Genomic DNA, 24,404 nt, shown 5'->3' with positions numbered 1-24,404 from the left:
ACTTGCAAACCTTAAGTGCAGTTTTGCCAAAGAGAATACAAAGGTATATTGTTGGAAATGAAGAGATGGAAGTTGAAGTAGTTGATAATGAAAAAGCTAAAGAAATATTTTCCAAAATTAGAGATAATGACGGAAATACACTATTACATTGGGCTGTAAGATATGGATGCAAAGGAGAAATACTAAACTTTCTTGTAGAGAATGGAGTGGATATTAATGAAAAAAACAACAATGGTGTTGCTCCAATTCATATAGCAGCTAAATACGGACGTGAGCATTTAATAGATTTTTTTATTAAGAATAAAGCTGAAATCAATGTTCAATGTGGAAAATTTACAAGATCAGAACTTAATGATTTAGAGAAGGTTTACGGTACAGGGAGTTTTGCCGAAGGAGAGTTTATTGATGTTAGAGACTCTGAAACAGGGAATAAAGACGACATTAAATATAAAAAAACAACACCGGTTGCAATAGCTACCAGTAACAATCATGAACAAGCTGTGAAAACATTATTATTGCAAGGAGTAAAGCCAAATGTTGGTAACAACAAAGGCTGGATGCCAGTGCATATTGCAATAAGGATTGCGTGCGATAACAACTATGGAGAGGAAGAAAGGGAAAAGGCCTATAGAATGATAGAAAAATTGGCAATATTTTCTGATAGGAAAGTGCTAGGTAGCTTAGTAGAAGGAAAAGGATCGTTGATAGCACAAATGGTAAGTCATAATGAAAGGGTAAGGAATATTCTGAGGAGTGCTCTTGCCAATAGTGAAGGTAGTCCATTAGCTACTGCTCCTATAGAAGAACTTGATGATAATTATTTTAGTCAAGGAATAATTATGGAAGAACTGCCAAATATTTATCCAAATCTTTTAGAAGAGTTAGAAGAGTTAGAAGAAAATACTATCGATGGCAGGGATGAAGGGCAATCTATTGAACAAAAACCTGATAAAAAATCTACTAAACAAAAAATAGAAAGTGTAAGTAAAATGAGACTTGGATTTCATGACAGAGAAAGGCTAAATAAATTTTTATATAATGTAGTAAAAAGTGAAGACATAGCTGAATTAAATCAAGTTGTAAGTGAAGCGTTAAGTTCAGGAGTAAGGTTAAATTTTCTTAATAATAAAGATCACAGCTTTACAGATATTGTAATGCTAAGAATACAAGAGCTAAAAGAGAATTCTAAAATTTCCAGCAATATAATATGTAATTTGGTATCAAAAGGAGCCGATATTAATAGCTATGAAAAAATAAATCAAGAATTGGAAGAAGTATTTAAAGATCACAAGACCAATATAAAAAAAGCTTACTTAGAAGCTAATAAACGCATCGATGATTTTCACAAAGCTGTAGCAAGTGCAACTACTGGTAAAATAGAACTTATAGAAATAGATAATACAACTTTTTACCTGGAGTGCTCGGCAGATAGCACAGTAGATGTTGCAAAAGCCATAGAAGCAGCAAGAGGTTTAGGGTTATACGATGGAAACATTACGTTTGGTGGTAATATAGTAAAAATCGGTAAAGATGAAGTAGAAATAGAGACAAGCAATGGCACAAGAAACTACACTGATCTTTCAGACAATGGTGATGTAATAATAACGTTTCAGACAAGTTTAGGTAAGTTAGATGTTAGATTACACAACAGCATACAACATAAAGATTTTATTCAAGTAGAAGTTTGTAACCTTGAAAGATTTAATGAACTAATAGATATCAAAGAAGAAATAGGAAAAAGTTGTCTATTTGGAAGATTATCCGTTTATAATGCTATTACACAAGGAGGTTTTAAAAGATCAGGAAAACTTCAATCTTCTGAAACAATAAGCTGTAAAAGGCCTGAATCTTTTGAAGTTATTTCTCAAGACGTTAAGGCAGAAGAAATAATTGGAAGAATTAGTAGCACAGACATAAGCAGTTCAAGGGAAGATTCCTGGGCAAATAGAATACAAGGCAAAAGAACAAATGAAGGTTGTAGTAGAGGGGTGTGAATCTCTATATTTTTTATCCTTTTTTATGCCAGTGTGAGGTGTGTTGCCTCATAAGCAAGAATAGCCTTTTTACGCTCTATTCCCCAGCGGTACTTGTGAATTTCTCCAGATTTACGAATAACACGATGGCAAGGTATCAGGTAAGAGATAGGGTTATTAGCAATTGCATTTGCGGTAGCACGCACAGCTTTTGGTTTACCAATCATGCATGCAATATTTTCATAGGTCGTTGTTGTACCTTTTGGAATTGAGAGTAATCCCTGCCAGACTTTTACTTGAAAATCTGTACCTTTAGCAAATAAACAAAACGATTTCTTAGGATTTTCATCATTTTCAAAAATACTGCGCACTACAGTTTTTGTATAATATGTATCTTCTTTTAGTTGTGCCTGTGGCCATTCTTTTTGAAGCGCTGCAATAGCTGAAGTTTCGCTATCATCAACAAAAGACAGGCAACAAATACCTTTTTCAGTGACTCCAATCAGAGCATTTCCGAAAAGAGTAGAATGAAATCCGTAAAAGATCTCTAGATTATTTTTATCTTCTTTAGGTGTTGTAATTTTAAGCATTGATGCAATAGATAAAATTAAAATATGCTAATCTTGGAATCGAATTTTTATACTAATTTAAGAATCAAAGATACATAATTGTAATATATTAATTAGCTAGAGGTAAAAAAATGTTACATAATCAAGAAACAAAACTACGTTATAAAGATATTTCACAAGCTCAATATAATTCTCAACATAACGTTCAGGAAAACAGATTTATTGAAATATTGAAAAAGTCAGTAAATGACTTCTCTAAATGGCCTGCAAAGAAACAAATGCTTACAGCAGGAGCTGTTGGTGCGATATTTTTTACAGTACTTCCAGTATTGTTGGTTGCTTTGCCACTTGCTTTGATAGGTGTAGCAACTGCTTTAACATTATACTTTGCTGTCAAAACAGTTTTCTATGCAGCTCAAGGAATAGAATGGTCGGCAAACAACACAACTGAAGGTATAAAATATTCAGCACAAAAGGTTAAAGACGGTGCTATATATTCTAAAAACAAAATAGAAGAAGGTTATGAATATTCAGCAGATTTGCTAAAAAAAGGTGCTAGCGCAGTAAAAGAAAAAATGAAAGAGAAAACTAGTAATACATTGCATTCATTAGCAGACACATTCTACAATGCATCTGGTAAGGAGAATTATCTAGAAAAAATAAAAGAATTTACTACAGAACAAAAGAATCAATCTCAGGAAATAAGGGGAGAGTTAAAGGAAATTTTTGATAACAAGAAAGGTAGTGTTGATCTAGTAGAAAACATACTATCTGGTATAGTATCAAAAATAAACTCAAAAATAGAGGAGGAAAACAGTTCAGGTTGGATAGAGCATACTGATAAATGGAAAGAACAGAAAAAGTTTATAAATAAATTAGATGCAGGGAAAGTACAAAGCCTATTAACACAAAGGTCATTACCGAAGGATAGTTATTTTATTGATAGCATTTTCTCTGAGCACCATAGTCAAATTAAGGAGGTAATAGAAGATTATCAAGAAAGTTACATACTTGCAAATTTAAGTAAAATGTTTGATAAAGAGGAAAAGAAAGTAAAGAATAAAGTTTCACCAAGAGACTTATCGCATATCTTTTCGCCAAAGAAACAAGCAGTATATAGTGAAGCTGTAGATAGTAGAAATTTTGCAACCGTAAAAGGTAAACCAAGTTTACGCTACTCTTCTCACTATGATCTTTCTCATAATGGACCTACTAGAGTAAATATTCCAACAGTACCTTTAGAAAAAAGTAGTTCGCTTACATCGCTCTCAACGTATGGCAAAGAACCAAGCACGTCTGACTCACTTTCAGCTGAATTTGATAAAGATTTAAAAGAATTAGCAAGAAGGGGATATACATCAACGCCTAAGTCAAAGAATCCTGTAAGTAATCTCATTAATAAATTTGAGATGATGAATTCTTCAGATAGTTTAAATAATCAATCTATAACCACTTCAGCAAGAAGTTCTTTTAGTTTTGGTGATAGCGGTAATGGAAGTAAAAATAGTTCTTTGAGTTCAAGTAAATCAGTGTTAACAGATACCGATATTAATAACCAAAAAGCCCTTATGATAAAAGAGCTAAAGGAATGTAGAAATTCATTACCTGCTTCGAAGATTGATGTACATACTGTTATGCAACAGCAACATACACAAAAAGCATGTTAACCAACTTTCAAGAGTGTTACTTATTGCACGGTAGCACTCTCACCTTAGCAGAGAGAATATGAGATTGGCTACCAGAAGAAGCGTTATCATCTCTATAACCTTAGACCCTTATCAATAATATACTTCGCTATATCTAGATGACCATATTCAGCAGCTAAGAGAAGGAGAGCCAGGTTATTATCTATATTACCTTTGCTAATAAATTCTATAACCTTTTTTACAGTGCGGAGCAGTTCATCATCATATAAAACCATAGTTGATACTTATTAGATATACTCAAGCTAGCATAAGATAACCAAATTTATTTACAAAGCAACATTTTTTTTGAATAAAATATTTTTTAAAAGAACCATTATCTTTAGGGCTATCTTAAATTCTTTTATTTACTTATTTACTTTTAATTTTCTCAAAAAAGGGCAAAAAAGGTGCAATACGCTGAGAACATTTTCCATAAATTAAGAGGAAAAGATCGATCTTGGTCAGCTGTTCCTGTGGTAATGGAATTAAAAGCAGATGGTAATGTAGATAATGCATTATCAGAAGCGAAAAGCTATGCTAGGGGATTGCGTCGTAATAAAATGCGCTTATTAACAAATGCTGACAAAGTAATTTGCATAGGTGTTAACCCTAATGAGCCAAAGGATTCATATAAAATTTCTGAAGTAGCATCTGAGATAATAAGGAATCAAGAACCTATTATGCAATCGTTACTTAATACAGTTTATGGTAATGGAGATAATGAAAACAAAGTAAATGAAATAGAAACCCTATTAGGCCAAGTATACTACACATTCCCTTCAGAGCAATATACAGGAAATTACTTAAGTCGTTTTTTACTTGGATAGTTACCTTTAGTGAAAAAACCTGAAGAAGCAGAAGGTATACAGGTATATTCATTTAACCACTCAGAAGAGAATATAAAAGACCGTCTTACTACATATATGTTTGCTGTTAAGGAACAAAACAATAAAAATAGGATTTTTGTTTTTCATATACAGGAAGATGGTAGTAAAGAGCCTAAGTATAACAAGCATTCGTTTACTGAAGAAGTATTAAATAAAATTGGCTTAAAACAAGAGACCCCCTGCGAAACAACGTGAAGCAAGTTGCTGATAATGAAAACTCTAATGAAAAAAAGAAAATAGAAGAGTTGAAAGAATCTGTATCTATAGGATTCGAATTGAAGTATTCTGACACAACAATGGAGGCAGCTAGTGAAAAGCTGAGTGAAGCAAATAGCCAGATAAAAGAATATGCAAAATCTAAAAATATCAAATCAATAACAGAAGGTGATAAGGTAGCATTTATTGGGGTTGTTTTCAATAGTAAGGCTAGTAATAGTGATGAGTTAATACTAGTAAGTGAAAAACTTGTTGCTGCTGGTGTTCTACATAGTTCAATAGAGAATGTTCTTAGCGGTCAATCATCTACATCAGTATCAGAATTAACACTGGAAGTAGCTAAGCTAGATGTTAATAAGCTAAGTACATCTAAAGGAGCTGGTAGTTCTCGTTGACGATAGTTCTTCTGTAATAGCCCTTATGTAACCTAAGTACGTTGATAATATAGGCTAAGTACTATATACAAGATAAAGAAGCCTTTAGCTGATATAATGAGTAATGGACATAAAGAAGGAAAAAATGGGCATTGCCTTGTAAAATTTGACTAGATTATAAAATTAATGTACAAAATAAAATTTGTATATGAAATGTAAAAGATGTAACCCAGAGAGCATGGAATACGAAGGCATAAGTGCAAAAATTGTGTGGCGGTGTTTAGAAAAAATGAGCCAAAATATTCGAAAGAATTTAAAATGGAAGTCATGAGAATGTACTTGAACTCTATTGAAAATAGAAAGGGCACTATGTGGATATAGTAAAGGAAAAATTTCATAGTGAAAGAGCGCCTGCAGAGAGACTATCTAAGGAAAGTAAACCTAATACCCCATAAAATGGTACATCAATGGTTAGGTATAGGTAATGTTTTGGGGTGATGAATAGCGGCGTTATACAAATGGCTAAAAAAGAAAGCTGCATGATTGGTGGTGGATGAAAGGACAAACAGCTTAAAGCTGTTTCCCTTGAGTTAAACTATATGTGAAGCGAAGGAGTAGGACTTTTGGAAAGATCAGCAGTATCATCTATTTTACTAGGTGGTGCACTTTTCGTTTTATTACCTTGTGTTAAAGTAGATTCCTGTGGAGCTTCATAAGTAACAAAGTTATGTTTTTTTGGATCAACATCAAAACCCTTTTTAGCTCTCTCTTTAGTGGTTTCAAGCATATCTTTAGCTTGATTCAACTTATCATCTAGTATAAACTGTGGATTGAAAGGATTAGCAGGTGATGAAGCAGAATTATTATGATTGTTAGCAGTATTAATAGAGTTGTTAGCAAGAGATAAAGCATTAGTAACCGGACTGATAAAATATTGAGCAAGTAGGCCCGCAAATCCAAACGTAGCTCCAATTCCCAATACTTGTCTTGGACTAAACCATTCACCTGCTTTAACCTTTTCTGTTAGACTTCCACCAATCTCTGTAAATACCATATACGCTTTCGCTAATTTTTCTTTTGTATATGTAAAACCAGCTTTTCCAAGTTCTGTAGCCACTTCTACTGATGGTAATAGGATGTCACGTTTTACGATATTAAGCGCACGGCCATCACTGAATGCTTTTTTTGTAGATGTAAAAGCTTTTCCAAGTTTTGGAGCTACTTCTACTGATGGTAATAGGATATCACGTTTCACGATATTAAGCGCACGGCCATCACTGAATGCTTTTTTTGTAGATGTAAAAGCTTTTCCAAGTTCTGGAGCTACTTCTTCTTGAAGCATTCTATTTATTTCAGTCAGTTTAACTTTCATGCTAGAAATCAAGGCAACTCGTTTAGTCGATTGAGCTTTATTTTTACTAACTGCGTTATATGAAAGCGCAATAACTACAGCTGATAAAAATGCAGTACAAACTGTAATTAGTGGAGCACTCAGCCCTAAAGCTGCAATTGGAGCTAAAAACTGAACATAGGGAGCTGCAGCGAATACTCCAGATGCTAATAAAGCTAAAGTAGCTAGACTACCCACTATATAGTAGGGCACATTATTCCTTTTGTTGGACTTGTTTGCCATAATTATTACCTTACATACCTAAATTATTAAATTAATGATAACACAAGTTAACAAGCAAAGTCAAATTGATTCTATTCGAGAATAAATAGATTTTAATTTTATTAAAACTTTCTAATATAGATTGATTTAGAGACAAGAAAATTGCAATAAAACTAAGCTACAGGCTATGCCTTTCAGTGTAATCTTTAAATGCACCTCTATTGGAGTCAAAATATAACTTTACATTTCCAATTGGTCCGTTTCTCTGTTTTGCAATGACAAGCTCTGCAATATTTCTAATCTTTTCCATTTTTTCTTGCCATTCCCTATGTTTATTACTTCCTTCACTTGGCTGTTTTCTGAGTTCATAGTATTCCTCCCTATAGAGAAACATTACTATATCCGCATCCTGCTCTATGCTTCCTGAATCACGCAGATCAGAAAGCTGTGGTTTTTTATCATCTCTCTGCTCAACAGACCGTGAAAGCTGTGATAGTGCAACAACAGGAATATTTAGTTCTTTTGCAATTGCTTTTAACCCTTGTGTTACTTCCGATATTTCTTGCACTCTATTTTCATTGCTCCTTTTCGTAGTGCCTCTGATTAATTGAAGATAATCGATAAATACAACTTCTATATTATACAATTGATATAGCAAACGTATTCTGGTGCGAAGAGCGCTAATCGACAGGGCAGGAGTATCATCTATTATGAAAGGTAGATCAGATAGTTGAGTACTTGTATCGATAAATTCATGCAATTCAAAATCGCTGATTTTTCCTGTTAATGCTTTATAATAACTAATTCCTGAATCTATAGTAATGAGCCTTGCAGTTAATTGTTCTGCTGACATTTCTAGCGAAAAAAATGCTACGTAATTTTGTTTATCAGTTCTTTTTTGCAGAACTTTACAAGCATTGAGTGCAATATTGAGTGCCAATGCTGTTTTCCCCATAGAAGGCCTTGCAGCTAGAATTAATAAATCAGATTTTTGTAAGCCCCCAAGTAGCTGATTAAGATCCTGATATCCAGTTGTAATGCCGAGCGCCTCAGGGTTATTTTTTAGCATGTTGATTTTCTCAACTACATCTTTAATCGAGCTTGCAAGCTTTATATACGTTTTCTCACCTTGCTTTTTTACTGCTAGATTAAACAGCTTTGTCATTGCTTGTTCAATTTGCATCTGCGCAGGGTTTTCAATGTCATAGTTATAACTATCACCAACTATTTCCTGCCCGAGCTTGATTAAACACCTTCTTAAATAAGTGTCTCGAATTATTCTAGTCAAACTATATATATCAAGAGCAATGCTTGCTTTAGCTGCAAGTTTTGCTAGGTATTCAACTCCGCCACATTCGGTAAATGCTTGGTTGTTTTCAAAAAACATCTTGAGGCTGAGTTCATTGGCAACTATGCCATGTTTTCTGGTTTTAGAGATCTGCACAAAAATACTTTGATGTAATGGATCATAAAAATTTTCCGCTGTTATTATATCCTCTACCGCATCGCAAATTCTGTTATCACGAATCATAGCGCCAATTAACATTTGTTCGGCTTCGATATTCTGCGGCAGCCTACATATTTCTTTTTCTATGTTTTTTGATAATTCTTTATCCAATAAATTAGCTAATTTATTCATTCTGCGTTTAAGAGTGGCTGTGGTTTATTGTAGAATATTTAACTTTAGTTTGAAAGGTGAAAAAATGATCAATTTCAAATTGTTTAGAGTCTTCCTTACAAGCGATTATTGTTTGGTTTAATTTTATCCTTCACTTTATCCAACAATCCATTAATAAAACCAATTTCACTTGGTTTGTCAAGCAAGTCAGATGCAATGTTAGTATATTCATTAATCACAACAGGAACTGGCGTATCACAATTGGTCAACTCACATACAGCAACACGCAAAATAGATAAGCTTATAAGATTTAAACGTGAAAGAGACCAGCTTGGATGCAAGTAAGACTCTATTATTTTGTCGTATTCTTCACTATTATTTATAACTTTATCTGATAGCTCATTTAAGAGTTGATGATTAACTTCCTCATACTTAAATACATCGATCAACTTATTCACGTAATTATTTAACTCGAAGGAATTTTCACTATAATCTATTAATGTATTTGAATAAGCAATTTGTACGGCAAAAAATCTTGCTGCGCTTCTTTTCATGCGCCTTTTATCTACAGATTTTTCCTCCATTATCTTAATTTATTGTATAAATCTATCATATGCAAAACAGTTGAAGCTGCATGGCCACCAACGTTTTTTTTATCTTTACTTGCTCTAACTAGGGCTTTATCTTCGCTATCTGCTGTAATTATACCCATACCAAGTGGTATTGCATAACGCATAACAACTTCATTTAAACCTTCGATTACCCCTTTACAAACATATTGATAATGATCAGTTTCACCGCGAATGACACATCCGAGAGCCAGATAACCATCATAATTAATCTTCTTACTTTGAGCTGCAAAAAGAATTGCAGCCGGTATTTCAAATGCACCAGGGACTTCCATTATATCATAGTCAATATTATTGCTTTTGAACTTATCAACTGCACCTTCAAGCAAAAGACTTGCTATTTTAGTATAATAAATTGAACTAACTATTAGTATTTTCGACATTCGCTCCTACTTTTCTCGTTAAAAATAACTTTATTAATGATTGTTGGACTAAGGTGATGATATTACTAAATATCCAATATATTACTAGACCAGCAGGAAGGGAAGAAACAATAAAGACAGAAATATAAGGTAAAAATTTCATAACATTCATTTGAACGTCATCTTTTTTGGCATGATCGCTCCCGCTCAATTTTTGTTGAATTAACATAGTAATTCCATAAATTATAGGTAAAATACCTATAGAAACAGGAAAATTGTAATTAAATAGCCCAAATAATGTGAAAATGTTTGTTGGATCAGGAGCTGAAAGGTCCTTGATCCATAAATAAAAAGGTGCATGTCTCATTTCTATAGTAACAAACAATACTTTATATAGAGCAATAAACACTGGGATTTGTATTAACATGGGAAAAATGCTCGATATTGGATTTACATTGTTTTTTTTGAATAATGCAATCGTCTCTTTATGCTGTTTCAGACTATCATTCTTATACAGCTCTTTTATACGAGTTAATTCAGGCTGCAGGCTTTTCATTTTAAACATCGAAACATATGATTTATTCGCTAAAGGAAGCATCAAAAGCTTGATCACCAAAGTGAGTAGTAATATTGCTAAGCCAAAATTTCTTAAAACGAAGTTAAAATATTCAAGTAATAAAAACACTGGCTTGGTTATAAAATAAAGAACACCAAAATCTACAGCTTTATCAAATAAAGGTATATTTAAATTATCCTTATAAGAATCCAGTAATTTCAACTTCTTTGCTCCAGCAAAAAAATGGTTTACATTGGAAGTGCTTGCACCAGGTAGTACGGTCTTGTAAGATTTAACAAAATCTGCTTGAAATTTATCAACATCATTAACGTTTGTATGTTTAATGCTTACATTTATCTTCTCAGATTTTTCAGGTATGATTGCTGTAAGCCAGTATTTATCAGCAAAACCAAACCAGTTCTTTTCGGTTGTACTTGCTTTTATTAAATGTTTCTTAGAGACATCTTTATATGTCCACTCTTCTAATTTATTATCAAATGCACCAAGCACTCCCTCGTGCGATATCCAAAAAGATTCGTTAATATTATCACGCTTACGATTAATTCTACCGTAAGGGACCAAAATCACATTATCTTTTGTATTGTTTTCAATAATTTGCTCAACCTTAAACATGTAGTTGTCGTCGAGGCTAATTTTCATTTTAAATAAAATTCCATTCTTATTGTCCCAAAATAAATTTACCTCTTTTTGATTAAGTTTATCGGCTTGCCAAACTGAGTTGGAATCTGGAGTTTTAATTTTATTGCTAGGATCAAGCCATCCAAATTCCGCGAAATATACATCTTTTGATTCTTCAGGTGATAGTAGCACTACTTGCGGAGAAGAAGAATTTGGTTCTAAGTGGTAATTACTTAAAATTAAGTCATCAAATCTTGCACCCTTTAAAAAAATTGACCCTTTAAGTATGTGATTAGCCAAATTAACCCTTTGTTCTTGAGTGGAGTTAATAATTTCGGAACGATCCTGATATATTATAGGGGCAATATCATTAAAGGATTCGATATGCTCGATATTTTCAACCGCCGGCTGATTTTGGTTCAGATTAATAAAGTTATCGTAAATAATACGCCAAAATACCATGATTAATATGGAAAGAATAGCTGCCAAGATTAGATTTTTTGCTTCTGACATAAAATTTAAGCTGAATATACCTCCCTAAAGTGTATATTAGTTATTGCGCTAAAACAATAAAATTTACTTATTTTTAATAATAACTTTTAATGCTAACCTTGAAAATTTATTTTAATAGCTTCAAATTTTAACAATATGAACGCAGTAAAAAATCTAGCTGTTTGGTTGCTGATAATAGTTATCACTGCAATGCTAATTGATTCGCAAGGAGACAAATTAAGTGATAGCTTTCTTAGTACTTTTATACCTCACCAAGGAAGGGTTCAGGGTAATGGAAGTATTGAATTTACAAAATCACGTGATGGACATTTTTACATTCTAGCTCAAATTAATAATCGCAGCATAATATTTTTGGTTGATACTGGTGCAACAGATATCGTTTTATCACAACAAGATGCATTTCGTACAGGTATTAATCTACAAAATATTCAGAATTTTAAAACATATGAAACCGCAAAAGGTCAAATAAAGGCAGGAGTAGTTCGCATCCCTCAGATTAAAATAGGGAATTTTTTGATTAATGACGTACAGGCTAGTGTAAATACTCATGCTATGTCTTACTCACTACTTGGGATGAGCTTCTTAAGATATTTTGATTTCATTGTAAAAGATAATAAATTGATATTATACCGTAGCTAAAAATTCTTTAAAGCTGCTATCGATTTTATTTTTCAAGAATCAGGTAAACCTTGTCCATGCCATTATATTCTAGGGCTGTGCATCCTAAGACTAAAATTTTCTTTAATATGATGACTATTATGCCTTACAAACTAACTGCTTAAATGTTTTCAAGACAGATTCTTAAACTACTTTGCTAACATATACGAAAATATTTTCGTAGTTGCTGGAATAGTAATTATCTACTTCAGCACTTGCATTAACTTCAATATGTAATGAAAGAGTCTGCTCTTTTATGTATTCACTCCACTTGTCTATAGCTTCATTGATTTTTTCATCTTCCGTTTTGACTATAACTTTAATTCGATCGGATATATGAAAATCTGCCTGTTTTCTAGTTTCCTGAATGAGTCTCACAACATCTCTTGCGAGTCCTTCTAAGATTAATTCACTACTTAAAGTGGTATTCAGTATCACAATACCCTTATTATTATCAAATACGGAAGAAAATTCACTATTTGCTTTTAATAACAACTCGTACTCGTCTTTTTCTATAATATAGTTTTCTGACTGATCTCCCAGTAATATTTGTTCATTTTCAATCTGCTGCCATTTCCCTTGCTTCACGTACTGTACTAATTTTTTGATTTTATCTGGCATCCTCTTGCCAAGTAATGGAAAATTTAATTTCAATTCTAGCGATGCAACTTCCTTCAATTCACCCACTATTTTCAATTCTTTTACGTTTACTTCACTTTTTATGATTTCTTGGTACTCTTTTGTAAGGAAATCACATGAAGACTTATGGTAAATCGTTACACTACTAAGTGGCTGACGCACTCTAATGTTATAAGTATTACGAATTGATAATGCAGCATTACGTATTTCTTTTACTAAATCCATTTTTGTAGTGAGTGCACCATCAAACTTCTCTAATGCTGGAAAATTAGCCAAATGAACCGATGATTCTTCATATTTAAGTCCTTGCCATATAGTTTCTGTTATAAGTGGCAATAATGGAGCTGCAGTCCTTAACATATAATAAAAAACTGTGTACAAAACATTATAAGCATCGGTTTTATCCTGGTCTAGGCTCTCTTTCCAAAAACGCTCACGACTCTGGCGAATATACCAATTGTTCAGCACCTCAAAAAAGTCCATTAGAATTTTGCAAGCTTCTTGAGAATTATAGTTATTCATGGCCGTCTGGATTCTTTGTATAGCTTCAAAGCACTTAGAAATCATGTAGCGATCGAGAGTGTTTTTATAATCCTTGCAAATTTCAGCTCTAATACCATCTGCATTCGCATACATAGTAAAGAAGTGATAGCTATTCCAAATAGGTTTTATCACGTTTCTCAGAACATCTCGTATTGAATTTCCTTCTTTATCAAGCAGCAAATTCCCACCACAAACAATAGATCCAGAAAGCATAAGAAAACGCAGTGCATCAGAACCATATTGGTCAAAAACTTCCATTGGATCTGCGTAATTGTTCAAACGCTTGGATAGTTTTTGTCCCTTTACGTCCAAAACAACCCCATGACATATGCAATTTTTAAATGGTTCGCGATCAAATAGAGCCGTGGACAATACAAAAAGCGTATAAAACCAGCCTCGAGTTTGTGCTATATATTCAGTGATAAAATCTGCAGGGAAATTATTTTCAAACCACTCCTTGTTTTCAAATGGGTAGTGGACTTGTGCAAATGGCATTGAGCCAGATTCAAACCAGCAATCAAATACGTCAGGCACACGACACATAGTTGACTTTCCTGTTGGATCATCCGGATTTGGCCTTGTTAGAGTGTCAATAAACGGTCTGTGTAAATCCTCTACATTAACATTGAAATCTCTTTCAAGCTCTTCTATTGAACCATACACATCCACTCTTGGGTACTTTGCATCATCTGACTGCCAAACAGGAATTGGAGTGCCCCAGAAGCGATTACGCGAAATTGACCAATCATGTGCTCCCTCAAGCCATTTTCCGAACTGGCCATCCCTAATATGATTTGGCATCCAATTAACTTTTTTGTTTAGCTCTGTCATTCGATGCTTAAATTTTGTAACGGCTACGTAACAAGAAGGCATAGTGCGATAAATCAAAGGAGTATCAGTCCGCCAGCAGTGTGGATAATTGTGAATATATTGCTCAGTTTTAAACCAATTTCCTTGTTCTTTTAACTTTTTTATCACTACATCATTTGTATCAAAAACGTGCATTCCAGTTAAATCCCCAACTTCAGCAGTAAATTTTGCACTGTTATCGATTGGACAAATAGCTGGAATATCATGAGTTTGGCAAAGGCTAAAGTCTTCTTCACCAAACCCAGGAGCTGTGTGCACAATTCCTGTGCCATCTCCTTCTGTGGCATAATCAGCAATAAAAACGCGAAATGCATTTTTTGTATCTTTAAAATAGTCAAACAGTGGCTTGTAAGAAAGACCCGCTAGATCATTTGCTGTAAGCTTTACACCTCTGTCTTCATATTGAATATTGTTTTGCGCACAGTGGTGAACAAATTTTTCCAAATAGCTTTCAGCGAAGATGTAAATTTCATTTTTATTTGCTGTCATTCCAGCGCTACTATCTGTTATCCCAGTGCTACTATTTGTCATCTCAGTGCTTGACACTGGGATCCATGATTCCTTTTCACTGGATTCCAGCGTCACACGCTGGAATGACACCAAAGATACTGCACAATACTTGATATCCTTTCCTATCGCTAGAGCTAAATTACTTGGCAGTGTCCATGGAGTTGTGGTCCAGGCAAGTAACTTACATTTTTGTGTAGCATTCTTAAACTGTTGCGGATTCTCTAAAAGTTCAAATGCAACCGTTACAGCTTTACTGGTCTTTTCCCTATAAGCATTATCCAGTCTTGTTTCAAAATTAGATAATGGAGTTTCGCATGCCCAGCTATAAGGAACAACACGGACTGATTCATATACCAAACCCTTATCATAAAGTTGTTTAAACGCCCACATGACAGATTCCATGAAAGACTTATCCATAGTCTTATAGTCGCTCTGAAAATCCACCCATCTTGCTTGCCTATTCACATATTTTTCCCACTCTGAAGCAAATTTCATCACGGAAGTACGGCAATGATTGTTAAACTTACCGATGCCAAATTTTTCTATCTCAGTTCTACCAGATATTCCAAGCTCCTTTTCAGCACCCATCTCAGCTGGCAACCCATGGCAGTCCCAACCAAATCTACGCTCCACTCTTTTTTGAAGCATCGTTTGATATCTTGCAAACGCATCTTTTATAAAACCGGTGAGTAGATGTCCATAATGCGGCAGACCATTTGCAAATGGAGGCCCATCGTAAAACACAAAGCAATTATCCTTAGAGCGCTCTTTCACTGACTGCTCAAATACTTTATTTTCCTGCCAGAATTTTATAATTTCCTTTTCCAGTGATGGAAAGTTAGGACTGCTTGTTGTATCAGGGTAATGCTTTAGCTTCATATTCACTTTAACTTGGCAAAGCCAAAGGATATATTGCTTTCCAGAAAATTACAAATTTAAAGGAATATATATACTAAACTCTGCATCAGTATTATTATGTAAAATATTCTTTTAATTTAAGAAATTGATTATGCCTAATAATAAGTATAACAGTTGGCCTTACCAGCAATTTCATGATGCCAATAGAAGTAGCAACGAAGCCAGTAGATCTAGTCAGGTATGTTGGGGTAGCAGAGCGTATCACTATCTTGGTACTAGAATACAAATAACGCAAAAAGAAGGTAGAGGAATATTAAAACAACCAGGTAGTAGCATACATGTTGTTAGCGTTGATCAGAGCGGAACAGTGTACGACAATGCCTATCGTCAGTATTCATAAATTTAAAAGTAATAGATTGGCTTCATATTAACTTTGACTTGGCAAAACCAAAGAGTATATCGCCTTCCAGAAAATTACAAATTTAAGAAATGCAAAACAACGTGCAAAATCCTTAGAATTATTTATAATCAACCCGCACCTTCGCACTTTGGGAATGTACAGATAATATTAAATTATAAGTCTTATGGAAAGCAGAACTAAAGCATGGCTCATTTGGCTTATTAGCAACTTAGTTGTTATATTTAGCAACATGCAAATAATATATACTTTTATAAGTGTCAATCTGGAAGAAGAGCTTGGGCTCACAATTACACAAATTGCACTGGCTAATTCATTATATACTTGGACTTTCGCCATTTTGCAGTTTTTCAGTGGATCAATGTTTAATATTTTTTCCATTAGAAAAATTTATTTTTTTTCATTATCAACTATGATCCTAGGATTCATTTTGCTTATTCACGGTAGCAATTTTTTCCATTTAATTTTATCTCAAATGCTAATAGCAACCGGAGCATCATTTGGTTTTGTGGGCGCTGCTTATGTGAGTAGCGTATGCTTTCCGATTACTCAATTTGGACTTGCATTTTCGCTGATGTTTTCATTGGTGCAGACAATTTCAAGTCTTTCTGCTTTGGTAATCCAAATATCATTCTCTGGTCTACTTTCCATAGGAGTATACTGGAAAGATCTTATTATATATATAATGCTATTTGGTTCAATGACATTAATATTTACGTCTCTTCGCTCAAACGCATTTTTGGAGAAAAATTCAAAAAAATACACAATAAAAAGCTCTATAAAAACAGTAATATATTCTATGTTAATAGTGCTAAAATTGAGAGATATTTGGATAACTTCAATAGTTGGTGCTATCACTTTTGGAACATTTTTAGCACTTAACACTCTATGGGCTCCAAGATTACTCAGCAGTGCAGGACTTGACTCTGTTCAACTTGGTATAGCAACTGCAATATTATGGCTTGGTCTTGCGACTGGTGCGCCGATTGCAGATCGAATCTCAAAGTTATTCAAAAATAGAAGGCACGTAATCTCCGCTTTTCTTACATTACAATGCATTTCAATTATTATTTTATTATGCAGTCATTTAACAGTTAACATTGTATATTTTTGTATGTTGATGTTTGGTTTTGCTGCAGGGGGGCATATGCTTAACTTCACTGTTGGTAGTGAGATCGTAAAACGAAGGTACATTAGCACATCATCATCTATTATCAATGGATTTATGTTTATTGCCAGCGGAATTATAGTTTCAATGTTGGCCCTCTTTACAGGTCATCAAATGGCACTTTTTGCAATATTTGCAATGCTAGCAGCTGCTGGTATTTTAAATTATGCCACAAAAGAGACATATCCCCAAAATACAGTAGCTTAACTCCAAGTTGATTGTTATATTATATCTTCATAGTTAGTACTTATCAATGGTGGACCATACTGAATTAAAAGAAACAACATTAACTAAGGCAAAAATAGTTGAAATTATAAATCAAGAAATAGGGTTTTCAAAGAAAGACTCTGCTGCAATAGTAGATGATATATTGAATGAAATAAAAGCAAGTCTGGTAGAAGATAAAATAGTGAAAATATCGTCGTTTGGAACATTTTTAATTAAGAAAAAGAAGGAAAGGCCAGGAAATGTGCCAAAAACATCAAAGAAAGTGGTGATTCAAGCAAGAAATTCAATTTCTTTCAGACCTTCAAAAAACATAAAAAAACTAATAAATAATAATAAATTTAATGGATAAGGTGAAATTATTCTATACGATTGGAGAAGTTGCTGAAGAGTTACATTTAGAACAGCATGTTTTAAGATTTTGGGAAAGTCAGTTTGATCAAATTGAGCCTATAAAGCGCAAGGGAAGAAGGCTATATGACCATAAATGCATAGAAGCCATAAAGAAAATAAAATATATGCTATATGACAAAGGATATACAATAAAAGGGGTGCAAAGAGAATTTGGTAATAATGCAAAAATTAATCAAAATACAGAGTATTTAGAGAATTTATTACAAGAACTTAAGAATTTAAGAGATTATTTAACTAGTAAACTTAAGTAACGAACAATAGATCAAAAGAAGTTGAGAAATTAGTGATTGACTTGTTTGCAAAGATATATAATAATTTAACTACGTTGACTTTACAACAAAGGAAAAAGGTATGGGTAATTCTGAATTATTTAAAAGTTTAATGCGAGCAATATGAAGAGGATAAGGGTATTGCTGATATTTTAAAAGATAAGCGTGAGGAAGATATAAGAGAAGTTATTCTATACATGCAAGGAAATATCACAGTAAATAGTAATATAGATTTTTCGAGAAGCAATGTTACTTCATCAACTGCGCGTCAGAGTCTTAACACCGCTATGACATTAGGAAATAGAATTATTTCTGACCTTGTAAATGGCAAATGCTCTTATTCGCCGCTTATCTATGCTATACATAAGAAAAATATTACAGCTATTAAAGATATTTTAAAATATGCCAAAGATAATAAATTTTTAAAGGAGCTTCTTGCTTCAAAAGCAATGGTACAATATGTATTCGGTGGCATTACAAGAGCACTTTTCACACCACTTACTTATGCTATAGCTTGCAAAAATAATGACGAGGTTGTTGAGCTTATTTTAAAATATGCCAAAGACGACGCAATGCTAAAAGAAGTTCTTAATGAAACGTCTACTGTAAGTTTTGCATCAACAGATGAATTTCACAACGCACTTACTTTTGCTATATCTGCACGAAATGATCAAGCTATTCTCGATATTTTAGGTTATGCAGAAGACAGTGGACTTCTAAAAGAAATTCTTACTTCAAAAATGATTGCAACTTTCAAGCCAGGTAATGTTAAAGAATTAACACCACTTGCGTATGCTATAGGTTGTAAAAATGATTCAGCTATTAGTGATATTTTAAAATATGTTGAAAAAGATAACGATATCCTTAAAGTAATGTTAAATAACACAGCAAATGATTTATATGAAGCTATTTTTGATTCGAATAACGACGCAATAGCTACATTTTATTGTATTCTCAATAAGCCTAACGTTGCTTCTCAAGTTTTTCAAAGTGGCAGGATGAGAATATTATGTATAACTGATAAAAAAGCTCAAGAATTAGCTGAAAAAATTCATGAAGGAAAATATGAAGAAGTAATAAAAACAATTAAAACACGTCAAGTACTTGCATTTGGTTTTCTTGGAACTATATTAATGGCTGCTGGAGTGGGTGCATTTGCAGGGGTTGCTACAGCAGAATCAATAACACCGGCTTTAGCTGTTATAGCTACTGTAGGAGGATCTTTTGCAATGCTTGCAGGGGTAACAATTCTTTGCTGTACAATATGTTACATGTTTAGTGAAATTAAAATTCCTGGTCATGAATCTGGTGCTGAGAAAGGGCCTGTAATCGTAGTAATTCATGAGGATAAAAAGGGTGATCCAGATACTAGTATGAATAACATTGATCCAAAGGGAAAAGGAACAGCCCAAAGAAGGAAGGAACTGTAGACAACGGTAGTGCAGCTCCACAACGTGAATGGTAATATAATTATCAAAAGGAGTGTTATCTATAGTGGCGCTCCTTTACCCAATATCTCATTGCTGTAACTTGTGTTTAGTAATATAATCTCGTATTAAGTTGATATCACTTAAGTTTATGCTAGATTCTCCACTAATTTTGACAACCATTCTTATATCTTTGATTTTGACGTTATCATTCCTTTTTATAAAAAAAATATTTGGGTCACCAAATAAGAAGATAATAAAATCCTTTAGAAATATTATTAAAAAAATAAATACATTAGAGCCGGAAATGCAGAGCTTATCCGATCAAGAGCTATTTAGTAAAACTGAAGAATTTAAGCAAGAACTAAAAAATGGAAAAACGTTAAATGACCTTCTTGTGCCAGCATTTGCAATTGTGCGCGAAGCCTCAAGAAGATTTCTCAATATGAGGCACTTTGATGTGCAACTAATTGGTGGAATGGTGCTACATAATGGCATGATATCAGAGATGAAAACAGGGGAAGGAAAAACACTTGTTGCGACTTTAGCTGCATATCTCAACTCCTTGGAAGGCAAGGGAGTGCATGTAGTCACTGTTAATGACTACCTTGCAAAGCGAGATACGGAGTGGATGAGCAAATTGTATAATTCTCTTGGTGTTTCTGTTTCATTCATTACAAACGATTTGACAGATGAGGAGAGAAAGGAGGCCTATAGCGCGGATATTGTCTATTCCACAAATAACGAACTGGCTTTTGATTACCTGCGAGATAATATGAAGTTTTCTCAGAGCGATATGGTACAAAGAGGTTTCAACTACGCAATAGTTGATGAAGTAGACTCAATACTTATCGATGAAGCTCGCACTCCGCTTATTATTTCTGGCCAGGTTGAAGAAAATAATCAGATATATAAGCATATCGATAAGATAGTCACTAAATTAGCTGACTCTGATTACGAGGTGGATGAAAAGGGCAGGACGATATTTCTCACAGAAGATGGAATTTCACGAGTGGAAGAACTATTGAAATCACATAATCTCATTGCTGAAAATTCATCACTTTATGATACCAATAACATGATAATGACCCATTATATAGATCAGGCGCTACGTGCACACAAGCTATTTACTGCCGATAAGGATTATATTGTGAAAAGCGGTAAGGTGGTGATTATCGATGAATTTACTGGCCGTATGATGGAGGGTAGGAGATATTCTGATGGTCTTCATCAAGCTCTTGAGGCTAAAGAAAATCTTGAAATTCAGCATGAAAATCAGACCCTAGCATCGGTCACATTTCAGAATTATTTTCGTATGTACAGTAAACTTTCCGGCATGACTGGAACAGCAGCAACAGAGGCAGAAGAATTTCGTGATATATACAGATTAAATGTAGTGAAAATTCCAACTAACGTAACCGTGAAAAGGACAGATCTGAATGATGAGATTTATGGTACAGAAAAAGAAAAATATAACGCTGTATTAAAATTTATAGAAGAATGCCACAAACGCCTTCAAGCGGTCCTTGTTGGTACGGTGAGCATTGAGGATTCAGAAAAACTCTCTGCTCTTTTGCATAGCCATTCTCTTAAGCATTCCGTGTTAAACGCTCGCTATCATGAGCAAGAGGCGTACATAATAGCGCAAGCAGGCGTACCAGGTAACGTTACTATAGCAACTAATATGGCAGGGCGTGGAACTGATATTCAGCTTGGCGGAAATGCTGAAATGATAGCAAAAGTAGAACTGAAGAGAGTAAAAAGTGATGATGAAAAAGAGAGAAAGTATCAAGAAATAATCGAAAGAGTGAAGAAAGATAAAGAAATCGCTATAAAAGCTGGTGGTTTGTGTGTTGTTGGAACTGAAAGGCATGAAAGCAGAAGAATAGATGATCAATTGCGTGGACGCTCTGGTCGCCAGGGAGATCCTGGGCTTTCTAAGTTCTTTTTATCACTAGAAGACGATTTAATGAGAATATTTGGCTCTGATAGAATGAGAAATTTTTTGCAAAGGGTTGGACTAAAAAATGGTGAGGCTATTCATCACCCATGGATTAATAAGGCCCTTGAAAAAGCGCAAAAGAAAGTTGAAGCTAGAAATTACGATATACGCAAATCTTTACTCAAATTTGACGATGTAATCAATAGTCAACGTAAAGTTATTTTTGAACAAAGAACTCATATCTTAGATAATGAAATTAATGATTTATTTGAAGTATATAGCGAATTAAATGAGGAGATTATAGGAAACATAGTTCAAGATGGTTATTACGAGGATTACATTGATGATATTGCCAAAGAATTCCATAAAAGGTATGGAATAGTGTTGGATGCAGAAAACTTGGCAAAGCTTATAAATAAGCAAGCTGCTTTGGATTATATAAATGATAAAGTGCAAGAGTTTTTTACTGAGAAGGAAAGATATTTTAATAGCCAGCACACTACAGATTTATGGAATACAATAGTGAAGCAAGTGATGATAATGACAGTTGATCATTTATGGAGGGAGCACCTTTCAACTTTAGAAAGCCTGAGACAAAGCATAGGTTTGCGTGCTATGGGACAAAAAGATCCACTAAATGAGTTTAAACGTGAAGCTTTCTTAATGTTTGAATTAATGCTTGAAAAGTGGAAGGAGATTACCATCCATCGTTTGGCGCACTTTAAGTTAGCAGATAATTATGATATAAGCAATAGGTTACATTCCGACAAAAAGAGCAATTTTCCTAAAGTATCAAGAAACGACAAATGTCCTTGTAACTCAGGAAAGAAATACAAGCATTGCCATGGTGCAGTTACTGTGGGAAATTGAACAATCGTCGCTTACAAAGCAAACCTCAATTAATATGACGTTTCTATGCTTTGCTTAGTTGGGGAACACTCCATGAAAGGTCACGATATTTTTCCTTAAGTTGACGCCATTGAGGGATCACCTGCTTCCAGGTTTGGTTTTGGGTAGTCGTTTTAGTTTATCAGGAAGCTCTTCTGCGTTATAGCTTTTAATATTAAGTTCGATTAAAGGTACAACGTGAAAAGGTAATTTCGTTTCATTACTTCTTTTTATAAGGGAAGCTTCAGCGATTACTTTACCACCCCTATCTTCTGCGCATTTTACTGCTTCAAGTGAAGATTTGCCTGTGGTGATCACATCTTCAACGAGTAATATTTTCTCACCTTGTTTAATTTCAAACCCGCGGCGCAGTTCAAATTTGCTACTCACACGTTCACAAAACACCGTTCTTATTCCAAGCTGCCTGCCGATCTCGTAACCCACAATTATTCCACCAATCGCAGGAGATAATATCAAATCTACTGAGTTCAAAATATCACCCAGTTCCTTTTTTATTTTGTCCACCAATAATGCACAGACTTTCATGGCTCTGATTGGATTTTCAAAAATCTTAGCGCATTGTATATATGTATCACTATGGAGTCCAGAGGACAGCACAAAATGGCCCTGCAAAATAGCTTCAGCTTCTTTAAATTCGTTTATTATTTGGTCATTCCTGTCTAGCATCATTTTTTAAGTTTCACTATTATATTCTTTATTGATTATCTGAGTCACACAAACATCAGACCACACATTTATTGCAGTTTCAAACATATCAATTATTGTATAAAGAGGCAAAATAAGACCCATAGTATGCAAAGGAATGTTCATTGATACGAGATAACTTGTTGCCATAAAATAGCACCCCATTGGAACTCCAGCGTTGCCAATTGCAGCCCCTGTAGCTAAAAAAATCAATATAAACATTTCGCTTAAGGAAAAAGTATACCCATTCATTTCTGCAACAAACATCACAGTGATCAGAATAAATGCAGCGCACGCATTCATGTTAATCGTTGTACATATTGGTAAAATAAATGATGATAACTTCTTTGGTACATTTAGCTTATTCTGTACGCATTCTATTGTTGTTGGCAGTGTTGCACTTGATGATTTAGAAAAAAACGCAAGTGTAAGTGCTGGCATAACTCCTCTCAGCGTTTGAATTGGTGATATGCCTTTATACCACATGAGTAGCGGTAAAATCAGAAACGCTTGCACAAAGTTTGCAGACATGATGCAAACAAAATACCACAAAAGACTGTAGAACTCGCTGCCACCCTTTAGTTCATGTAAAAAACATGTAATAAAGGACCACACAGCAATCGGAATAAATTTTAATAACCATTGAGCGATCTTTAATAACGCATCAAAAAGTGCAGAGAATACTTGGTGTAATATGTCTTGTTTTTCTTTTGAGAGCGAGATAATAGCGCCGCCCATTAAAAAAGCAATCAATATGCTACCAATGATGTTATTTTCAAGAAAAACCTGCACAAAATTCGAAGGAATAAGCGACTTTAAATATGAAAAATAGCTGTGGTTATTGCCATTCACACTTTCTATAGTATTGCTTATAAAATTTTTCCTTACTGGATCTATTAGTAAGTAGAAAGATAACGCAACAAGTGCAGCTATAATAGTTGTAAGCAGAGTGTAAAACAGCGTTTTTTTTACTAAAAATTTAATTTCAATTGAATCTTTGAGCCCAGAAATTGTAGACACTATAGAAAGAAAAACTAAAGGCAAACTTATCAATTTTAACAAGCTGATGAATACATCGCTGGATAGCTTTGCTACTTCAAAAATAATCTCATTATTAAAGTAATAAGCAATGACTGCGAATATCACAGCACAAAGCATAGCGAACTTGTTCATTCAAAGTAATAATACTATACAATTAATGTAGGTTAGTCTACAGGCCTTTCAACATATTTGAGGTA

General features: G+C 33.9%; 22 protein-coding genes. 12 read left to right on the top strand and 10 right to left on the bottom strand.

Translation table 11 applies throughout. The features are described from left to right. Positions 1 to 23 precede the first annotated feature (23 nt). Positions 24 to 1,994 carry an ankyrin repeat domain-containing protein gene (locus tag AAGD89_RS07080; RefSeq protein WP_341808315.1) on the top strand — a complete coding sequence of 657 codons (1,971 nt, stop codon included), beginning with the start codon at positions 24 to 26 and terminating at the stop codon, positions 1,992 to 1,994. A 23-nt stretch (positions 1,995 to 2,017) separates the two neighbouring features. Here the strand turns inward: AAGD89_RS07080 and AAGD89_RS07075 are convergent, their stop codons facing one another. Beyond that, a complete protein-coding gene (locus AAGD89_RS07075) occupies positions 2,018 to 2,563 on the bottom strand; it encodes a methylated-DNA--[protein]-cysteine S-methyltransferase (protein ID WP_341807852.1) in 546 nt (181 codons plus the stop codon). A 110-nt stretch (positions 2,564 to 2,673) separates the two neighbouring features. On the opposite strand from AAGD89_RS07075, the gene AAGD89_RS07070 reads away from it, so the two are divergent. Continuing rightward, entirely contained in the window at positions 2,674 to 4,209 is a 1,536-nt protein-coding gene (locus tag AAGD89_RS07070) for a hypothetical protein (protein ID WP_341808314.1), read from the top strand. Positions 4,210 to 4,301: 92 nt separating this feature from the next. On the opposite strand, the gene AAGD89_RS07065 is transcribed toward AAGD89_RS07070, so the two are convergent. After that, entirely contained in the window at positions 4,302 to 4,463 is a 162-nt protein-coding gene (locus tag AAGD89_RS07065; protein WP_341808313.1) for a hypothetical protein, read from the bottom strand. A gap of 171 nt (positions 4,464 to 4,634) precedes the next feature. Between AAGD89_RS07065 and AAGD89_RS07060 the strand changes: the two genes are divergently transcribed. Genes AAGD89_RS07060 through AAGD89_RS07050 form a run of 3 tightly spaced genes read left to right on the top strand, consistent with a single transcriptional unit; the run spans position 4,635 to position 5,725 of the window. After that, positions 4,635 to 5,054 carry a hypothetical protein gene (locus AAGD89_RS07060; protein WP_341808312.1) on the top strand — a complete coding sequence of 140 codons (420 nt, stop codon included), beginning with the start codon at positions 4,635 to 4,637 and terminating at the stop codon, positions 5,052 to 5,054. A gap of 9 nt (positions 5,055 to 5,063) precedes the next feature. Continuing rightward, entirely contained in the window at positions 5,064 to 5,309 is a 246-nt protein-coding gene (locus AAGD89_RS07055) for a hypothetical protein (RefSeq protein WP_341808311.1), read from the top strand. Next, a complete protein-coding gene (locus AAGD89_RS07050; protein WP_341808310.1) occupies positions 5,306 to 5,725 on the top strand; it encodes a hypothetical protein in 420 nt (139 codons plus the stop codon). The genes AAGD89_RS07055 and AAGD89_RS07050 overlap by 4 nt, the downstream gene beginning before the upstream one ends. Positions 5,726 to 6,299: 574 nt before the next feature. On the opposite strand, the gene AAGD89_RS07045 is transcribed toward AAGD89_RS07050, so the two are convergent. The 5 genes from AAGD89_RS07045 to yidC all read right to left on the bottom strand — a co-directional run bounded on the left by AAGD89_RS07045 (position 6,300) and on the right by yidC (position 11,633). Next, positions 6,300 to 7,337 carry a hypothetical protein gene (locus tag AAGD89_RS07045; protein ID WP_341808309.1) on the bottom strand — a complete coding sequence of 346 codons (1,038 nt, stop codon included), beginning with the start codon at positions 7,335 to 7,337 and terminating at the stop codon, positions 6,300 to 6,302. A 157-nt stretch (positions 7,338 to 7,494) separates the two neighbouring features. Then, a complete protein-coding gene (locus AAGD89_RS07040; protein WP_341808308.1) occupies positions 7,495 to 8,955 on the bottom strand; it encodes a replicative DNA helicase in 1,461 nt (486 codons plus the stop codon). 95 nt (positions 8,956 to 9,050) lie between these two features. Continuing rightward, positions 9,051 to 9,518, bottom strand: a complete 468-nt coding sequence (nusB, locus tag AAGD89_RS07035; RefSeq protein WP_341808307.1) for a transcription antitermination factor NusB — start codon at positions 9,516 to 9,518, stop codon at positions 9,051 to 9,053. After that, the gene (locus AAGD89_RS07030) at positions 9,518 to 9,946 is read right to left on the bottom strand and encodes a 6,7-dimethyl-8-ribityllumazine synthase (RefSeq protein ID WP_341808306.1); all 429 of its coding nucleotides are present in this window, start codon (positions 9,944 to 9,946) and stop codon (positions 9,518 to 9,520) included. Before AAGD89_RS07030 ends, nusB begins: the two co-directional genes overlap by 1 nt. Then, on the bottom strand, positions 9,924 to 11,633 hold the full coding sequence (gene yidC, locus AAGD89_RS07025) for a membrane protein insertase YidC (RefSeq protein WP_341808305.1): 1,710 nt from the start codon (positions 11,631 to 11,633) through the stop codon (positions 9,924 to 9,926). Before yidC ends, AAGD89_RS07030 begins: the two co-directional genes overlap by 23 nt. A gap of 135 nt (positions 11,634 to 11,768) precedes the next feature. Between yidC and AAGD89_RS07020 the strand changes: the two genes are divergently transcribed. Then, on the top strand, positions 11,769 to 12,272 hold the full coding sequence (locus AAGD89_RS07020) for a TIGR02281 family clan AA aspartic protease (protein WP_341808304.1): 504 nt from the start codon (positions 11,769 to 11,771) through the stop codon (positions 12,270 to 12,272). 162 nt (positions 12,273 to 12,434) lie between these two features. Here the strand turns inward: AAGD89_RS07020 and AAGD89_RS07015 are convergent, their stop codons facing one another. Then, complete coding sequence (locus AAGD89_RS07015; RefSeq protein ID WP_341808303.1) at positions 12,435 to 15,731, bottom strand: class I tRNA ligase family protein; 3,297 nt, start codon at positions 15,729 to 15,731, stop codon at positions 12,435 to 12,437. A gap of 130 nt (positions 15,732 to 15,861) precedes the next feature. Between AAGD89_RS07015 and AAGD89_RS07010 the strand changes: the two genes are divergently transcribed. The 6 genes from AAGD89_RS07010 to secA all read left to right on the top strand — a co-directional run bounded on the left by AAGD89_RS07010 (position 15,862) and on the right by secA (position 22,443). Next, a complete protein-coding gene (locus tag AAGD89_RS07010; protein ID WP_341808302.1) occupies positions 15,862 to 16,110 on the top strand; it encodes a hypothetical protein in 249 nt (82 codons plus the stop codon). Between the two features lie 184 nt (positions 16,111 to 16,294). Beyond that, a complete protein-coding gene (locus AAGD89_RS07005; protein ID WP_341808301.1) occupies positions 16,295 to 17,503 on the top strand; it encodes an MFS transporter in 1,209 nt (402 codons plus the stop codon). A gap of 46 nt (positions 17,504 to 17,549) precedes the next feature. Then, the gene (locus tag AAGD89_RS07000) at positions 17,550 to 17,873 is read left to right on the top strand and encodes an integration host factor subunit alpha (RefSeq protein WP_341808300.1); all 324 of its coding nucleotides are present in this window, start codon (positions 17,550 to 17,552) and stop codon (positions 17,871 to 17,873) included. Beyond that, entirely contained in the window at positions 17,866 to 18,186 is a 321-nt protein-coding gene (locus tag AAGD89_RS06995) for a MerR family transcriptional regulator (RefSeq protein ID WP_341808299.1), read from the top strand. Before AAGD89_RS07000 ends, AAGD89_RS06995 begins: the two co-directional genes overlap by 8 nt. Before the next feature lie 215 nt (positions 18,187 to 18,401). Next, on the top strand, positions 18,402 to 19,634 hold the full coding sequence (locus AAGD89_RS06990; RefSeq protein ID WP_341808298.1) for a hypothetical protein: 1,233 nt from the start codon (positions 18,402 to 18,404) through the stop codon (positions 19,632 to 19,634). A gap of 148 nt (positions 19,635 to 19,782) precedes the next feature. Beyond that, entirely contained in the window at positions 19,783 to 22,443 is a 2,661-nt protein-coding gene (secA, locus tag AAGD89_RS06985; RefSeq protein ID WP_341808297.1) for a preprotein translocase subunit SecA, read from the top strand. Between the two features lie 117 nt (positions 22,444 to 22,560). Here secA and pyrE read toward each other — a convergent pair whose 3' ends face one another. Together pyrE and AAGD89_RS06975 are read right to left on the bottom strand one after the other, a co-directional pair. Continuing rightward, positions 22,561 to 23,151, bottom strand: coding sequence for an orotate phosphoribosyltransferase (pyrE, locus tag AAGD89_RS06980; RefSeq protein WP_341808296.1), 591 nt, complete (start codon positions 23,149 to 23,151; stop codon positions 22,561 to 22,563). A gap of 3 nt (positions 23,152 to 23,154) precedes the next feature. Next, entirely contained in the window at positions 23,155 to 24,339 is a 1,185-nt protein-coding gene (locus AAGD89_RS06975) for a dicarboxylate/amino acid:cation symporter (RefSeq protein ID WP_341808295.1), read from the bottom strand. Positions 24,340 to 24,404 lie beyond the last annotated feature (65 nt).

It is taken from the genome of Wolbachia endosymbiont (group E) of Neria commutata, from assembly GCF_964026735.1.
Lineage (GTDB): Bacteria > Pseudomonadota > Alphaproteobacteria > Rickettsiales > Anaplasmataceae > Wolbachia.
This window is presented reverse-complemented; position numbering and strand designations above follow the sequence as displayed.

Excerpts from the sequence above, each read along its gene's own strand:
- AAGD89_RS07075 (WP_341807852.1), bottom strand. The coding sequence starts at position 2,563 with ATGCTTAAAATTACAACACCTAAAGAAGATAAAAATAATCTAGAGATC.
- AAGD89_RS07070 (WP_341808314.1), top strand. The coding sequence starts at position 2,674 with ATGTTACATAATCAAGAAACAAAACTACGTTATAAAGATATTTCACAA.
- AAGD89_RS07065 (WP_341808313.1), bottom strand. The coding sequence starts at position 4,463 with ATGGTTTTATATGATGATGAACTGCTCCGCACTGTAAAAAAGGTTATA.
- AAGD89_RS07045 (WP_341808309.1), bottom strand. The coding sequence starts at position 7,337 with ATGGCAAACAAGTCCAACAAAAGGAATAATGTGCCCTACTATATAGTG.
- AAGD89_RS07040 (WP_341808308.1), bottom strand. The coding sequence starts at position 8,955 with ATGAATAAATTAGCTAATTTATTGGATAAAGAATTATCAAAAAACATA.
- nusB (WP_341808307.1), bottom strand. The coding sequence starts at position 9,518 with ATGGAGGAAAAATCTGTAGATAAAAGGCGCATGAAAAGAAGCGCAGCA.
- AAGD89_RS07030 (WP_341808306.1), bottom strand. The coding sequence starts at position 9,946 with ATGTCGAAAATACTAATAGTTAGTTCAATTTATTATACTAAAATAGCA.
- yidC (WP_341808305.1), bottom strand. The coding sequence starts at position 11,633 with ATGTCAGAAGCAAAAAATCTAATCTTGGCAGCTATTCTTTCCATATTA.
- AAGD89_RS07020 (WP_341808304.1), top strand. The coding sequence starts at position 11,769 with ATGAACGCAGTAAAAAATCTAGCTGTTTGGTTGCTGATAATAGTTATC.
- AAGD89_RS07015 (WP_341808303.1), bottom strand. The coding sequence starts at position 15,731 with ATGAAGCTAAAGCATTACCCTGATACAACAAGCAGTCCTAACTTTCCA.
- AAGD89_RS07010 (WP_341808302.1), top strand. The coding sequence starts at position 15,862 with ATGCCTAATAATAAGTATAACAGTTGGCCTTACCAGCAATTTCATGAT.
- AAGD89_RS07005 (WP_341808301.1), top strand. The coding sequence starts at position 16,295 with ATGGAAAGCAGAACTAAAGCATGGCTCATTTGGCTTATTAGCAACTTA.
- AAGD89_RS07000 (WP_341808300.1), top strand. The coding sequence starts at position 17,550 with ATGGTGGACCATACTGAATTAAAAGAAACAACATTAACTAAGGCAAAA.
- AAGD89_RS06995 (WP_341808299.1), top strand. The coding sequence starts at position 17,866 with ATGGATAAGGTGAAATTATTCTATACGATTGGAGAAGTTGCTGAAGAG.
- AAGD89_RS06990 (WP_341808298.1), top strand. The coding sequence starts at position 18,402 with ATGCAAGGAAATATCACAGTAAATAGTAATATAGATTTTTCGAGAAGC.
- secA (WP_341808297.1), top strand. The coding sequence starts at position 19,783 with ATGCTAGATTCTCCACTAATTTTGACAACCATTCTTATATCTTTGATT.
- pyrE (WP_341808296.1), bottom strand. The coding sequence starts at position 23,151 with ATGATGCTAGACAGGAATGACCAAATAATAAACGAATTTAAAGAAGCT.
- AAGD89_RS06975 (WP_341808295.1), bottom strand. The coding sequence starts at position 24,339 with ATGAACAAGTTCGCTATGCTTTGTGCTGTGATATTCGCAGTCATTGCT.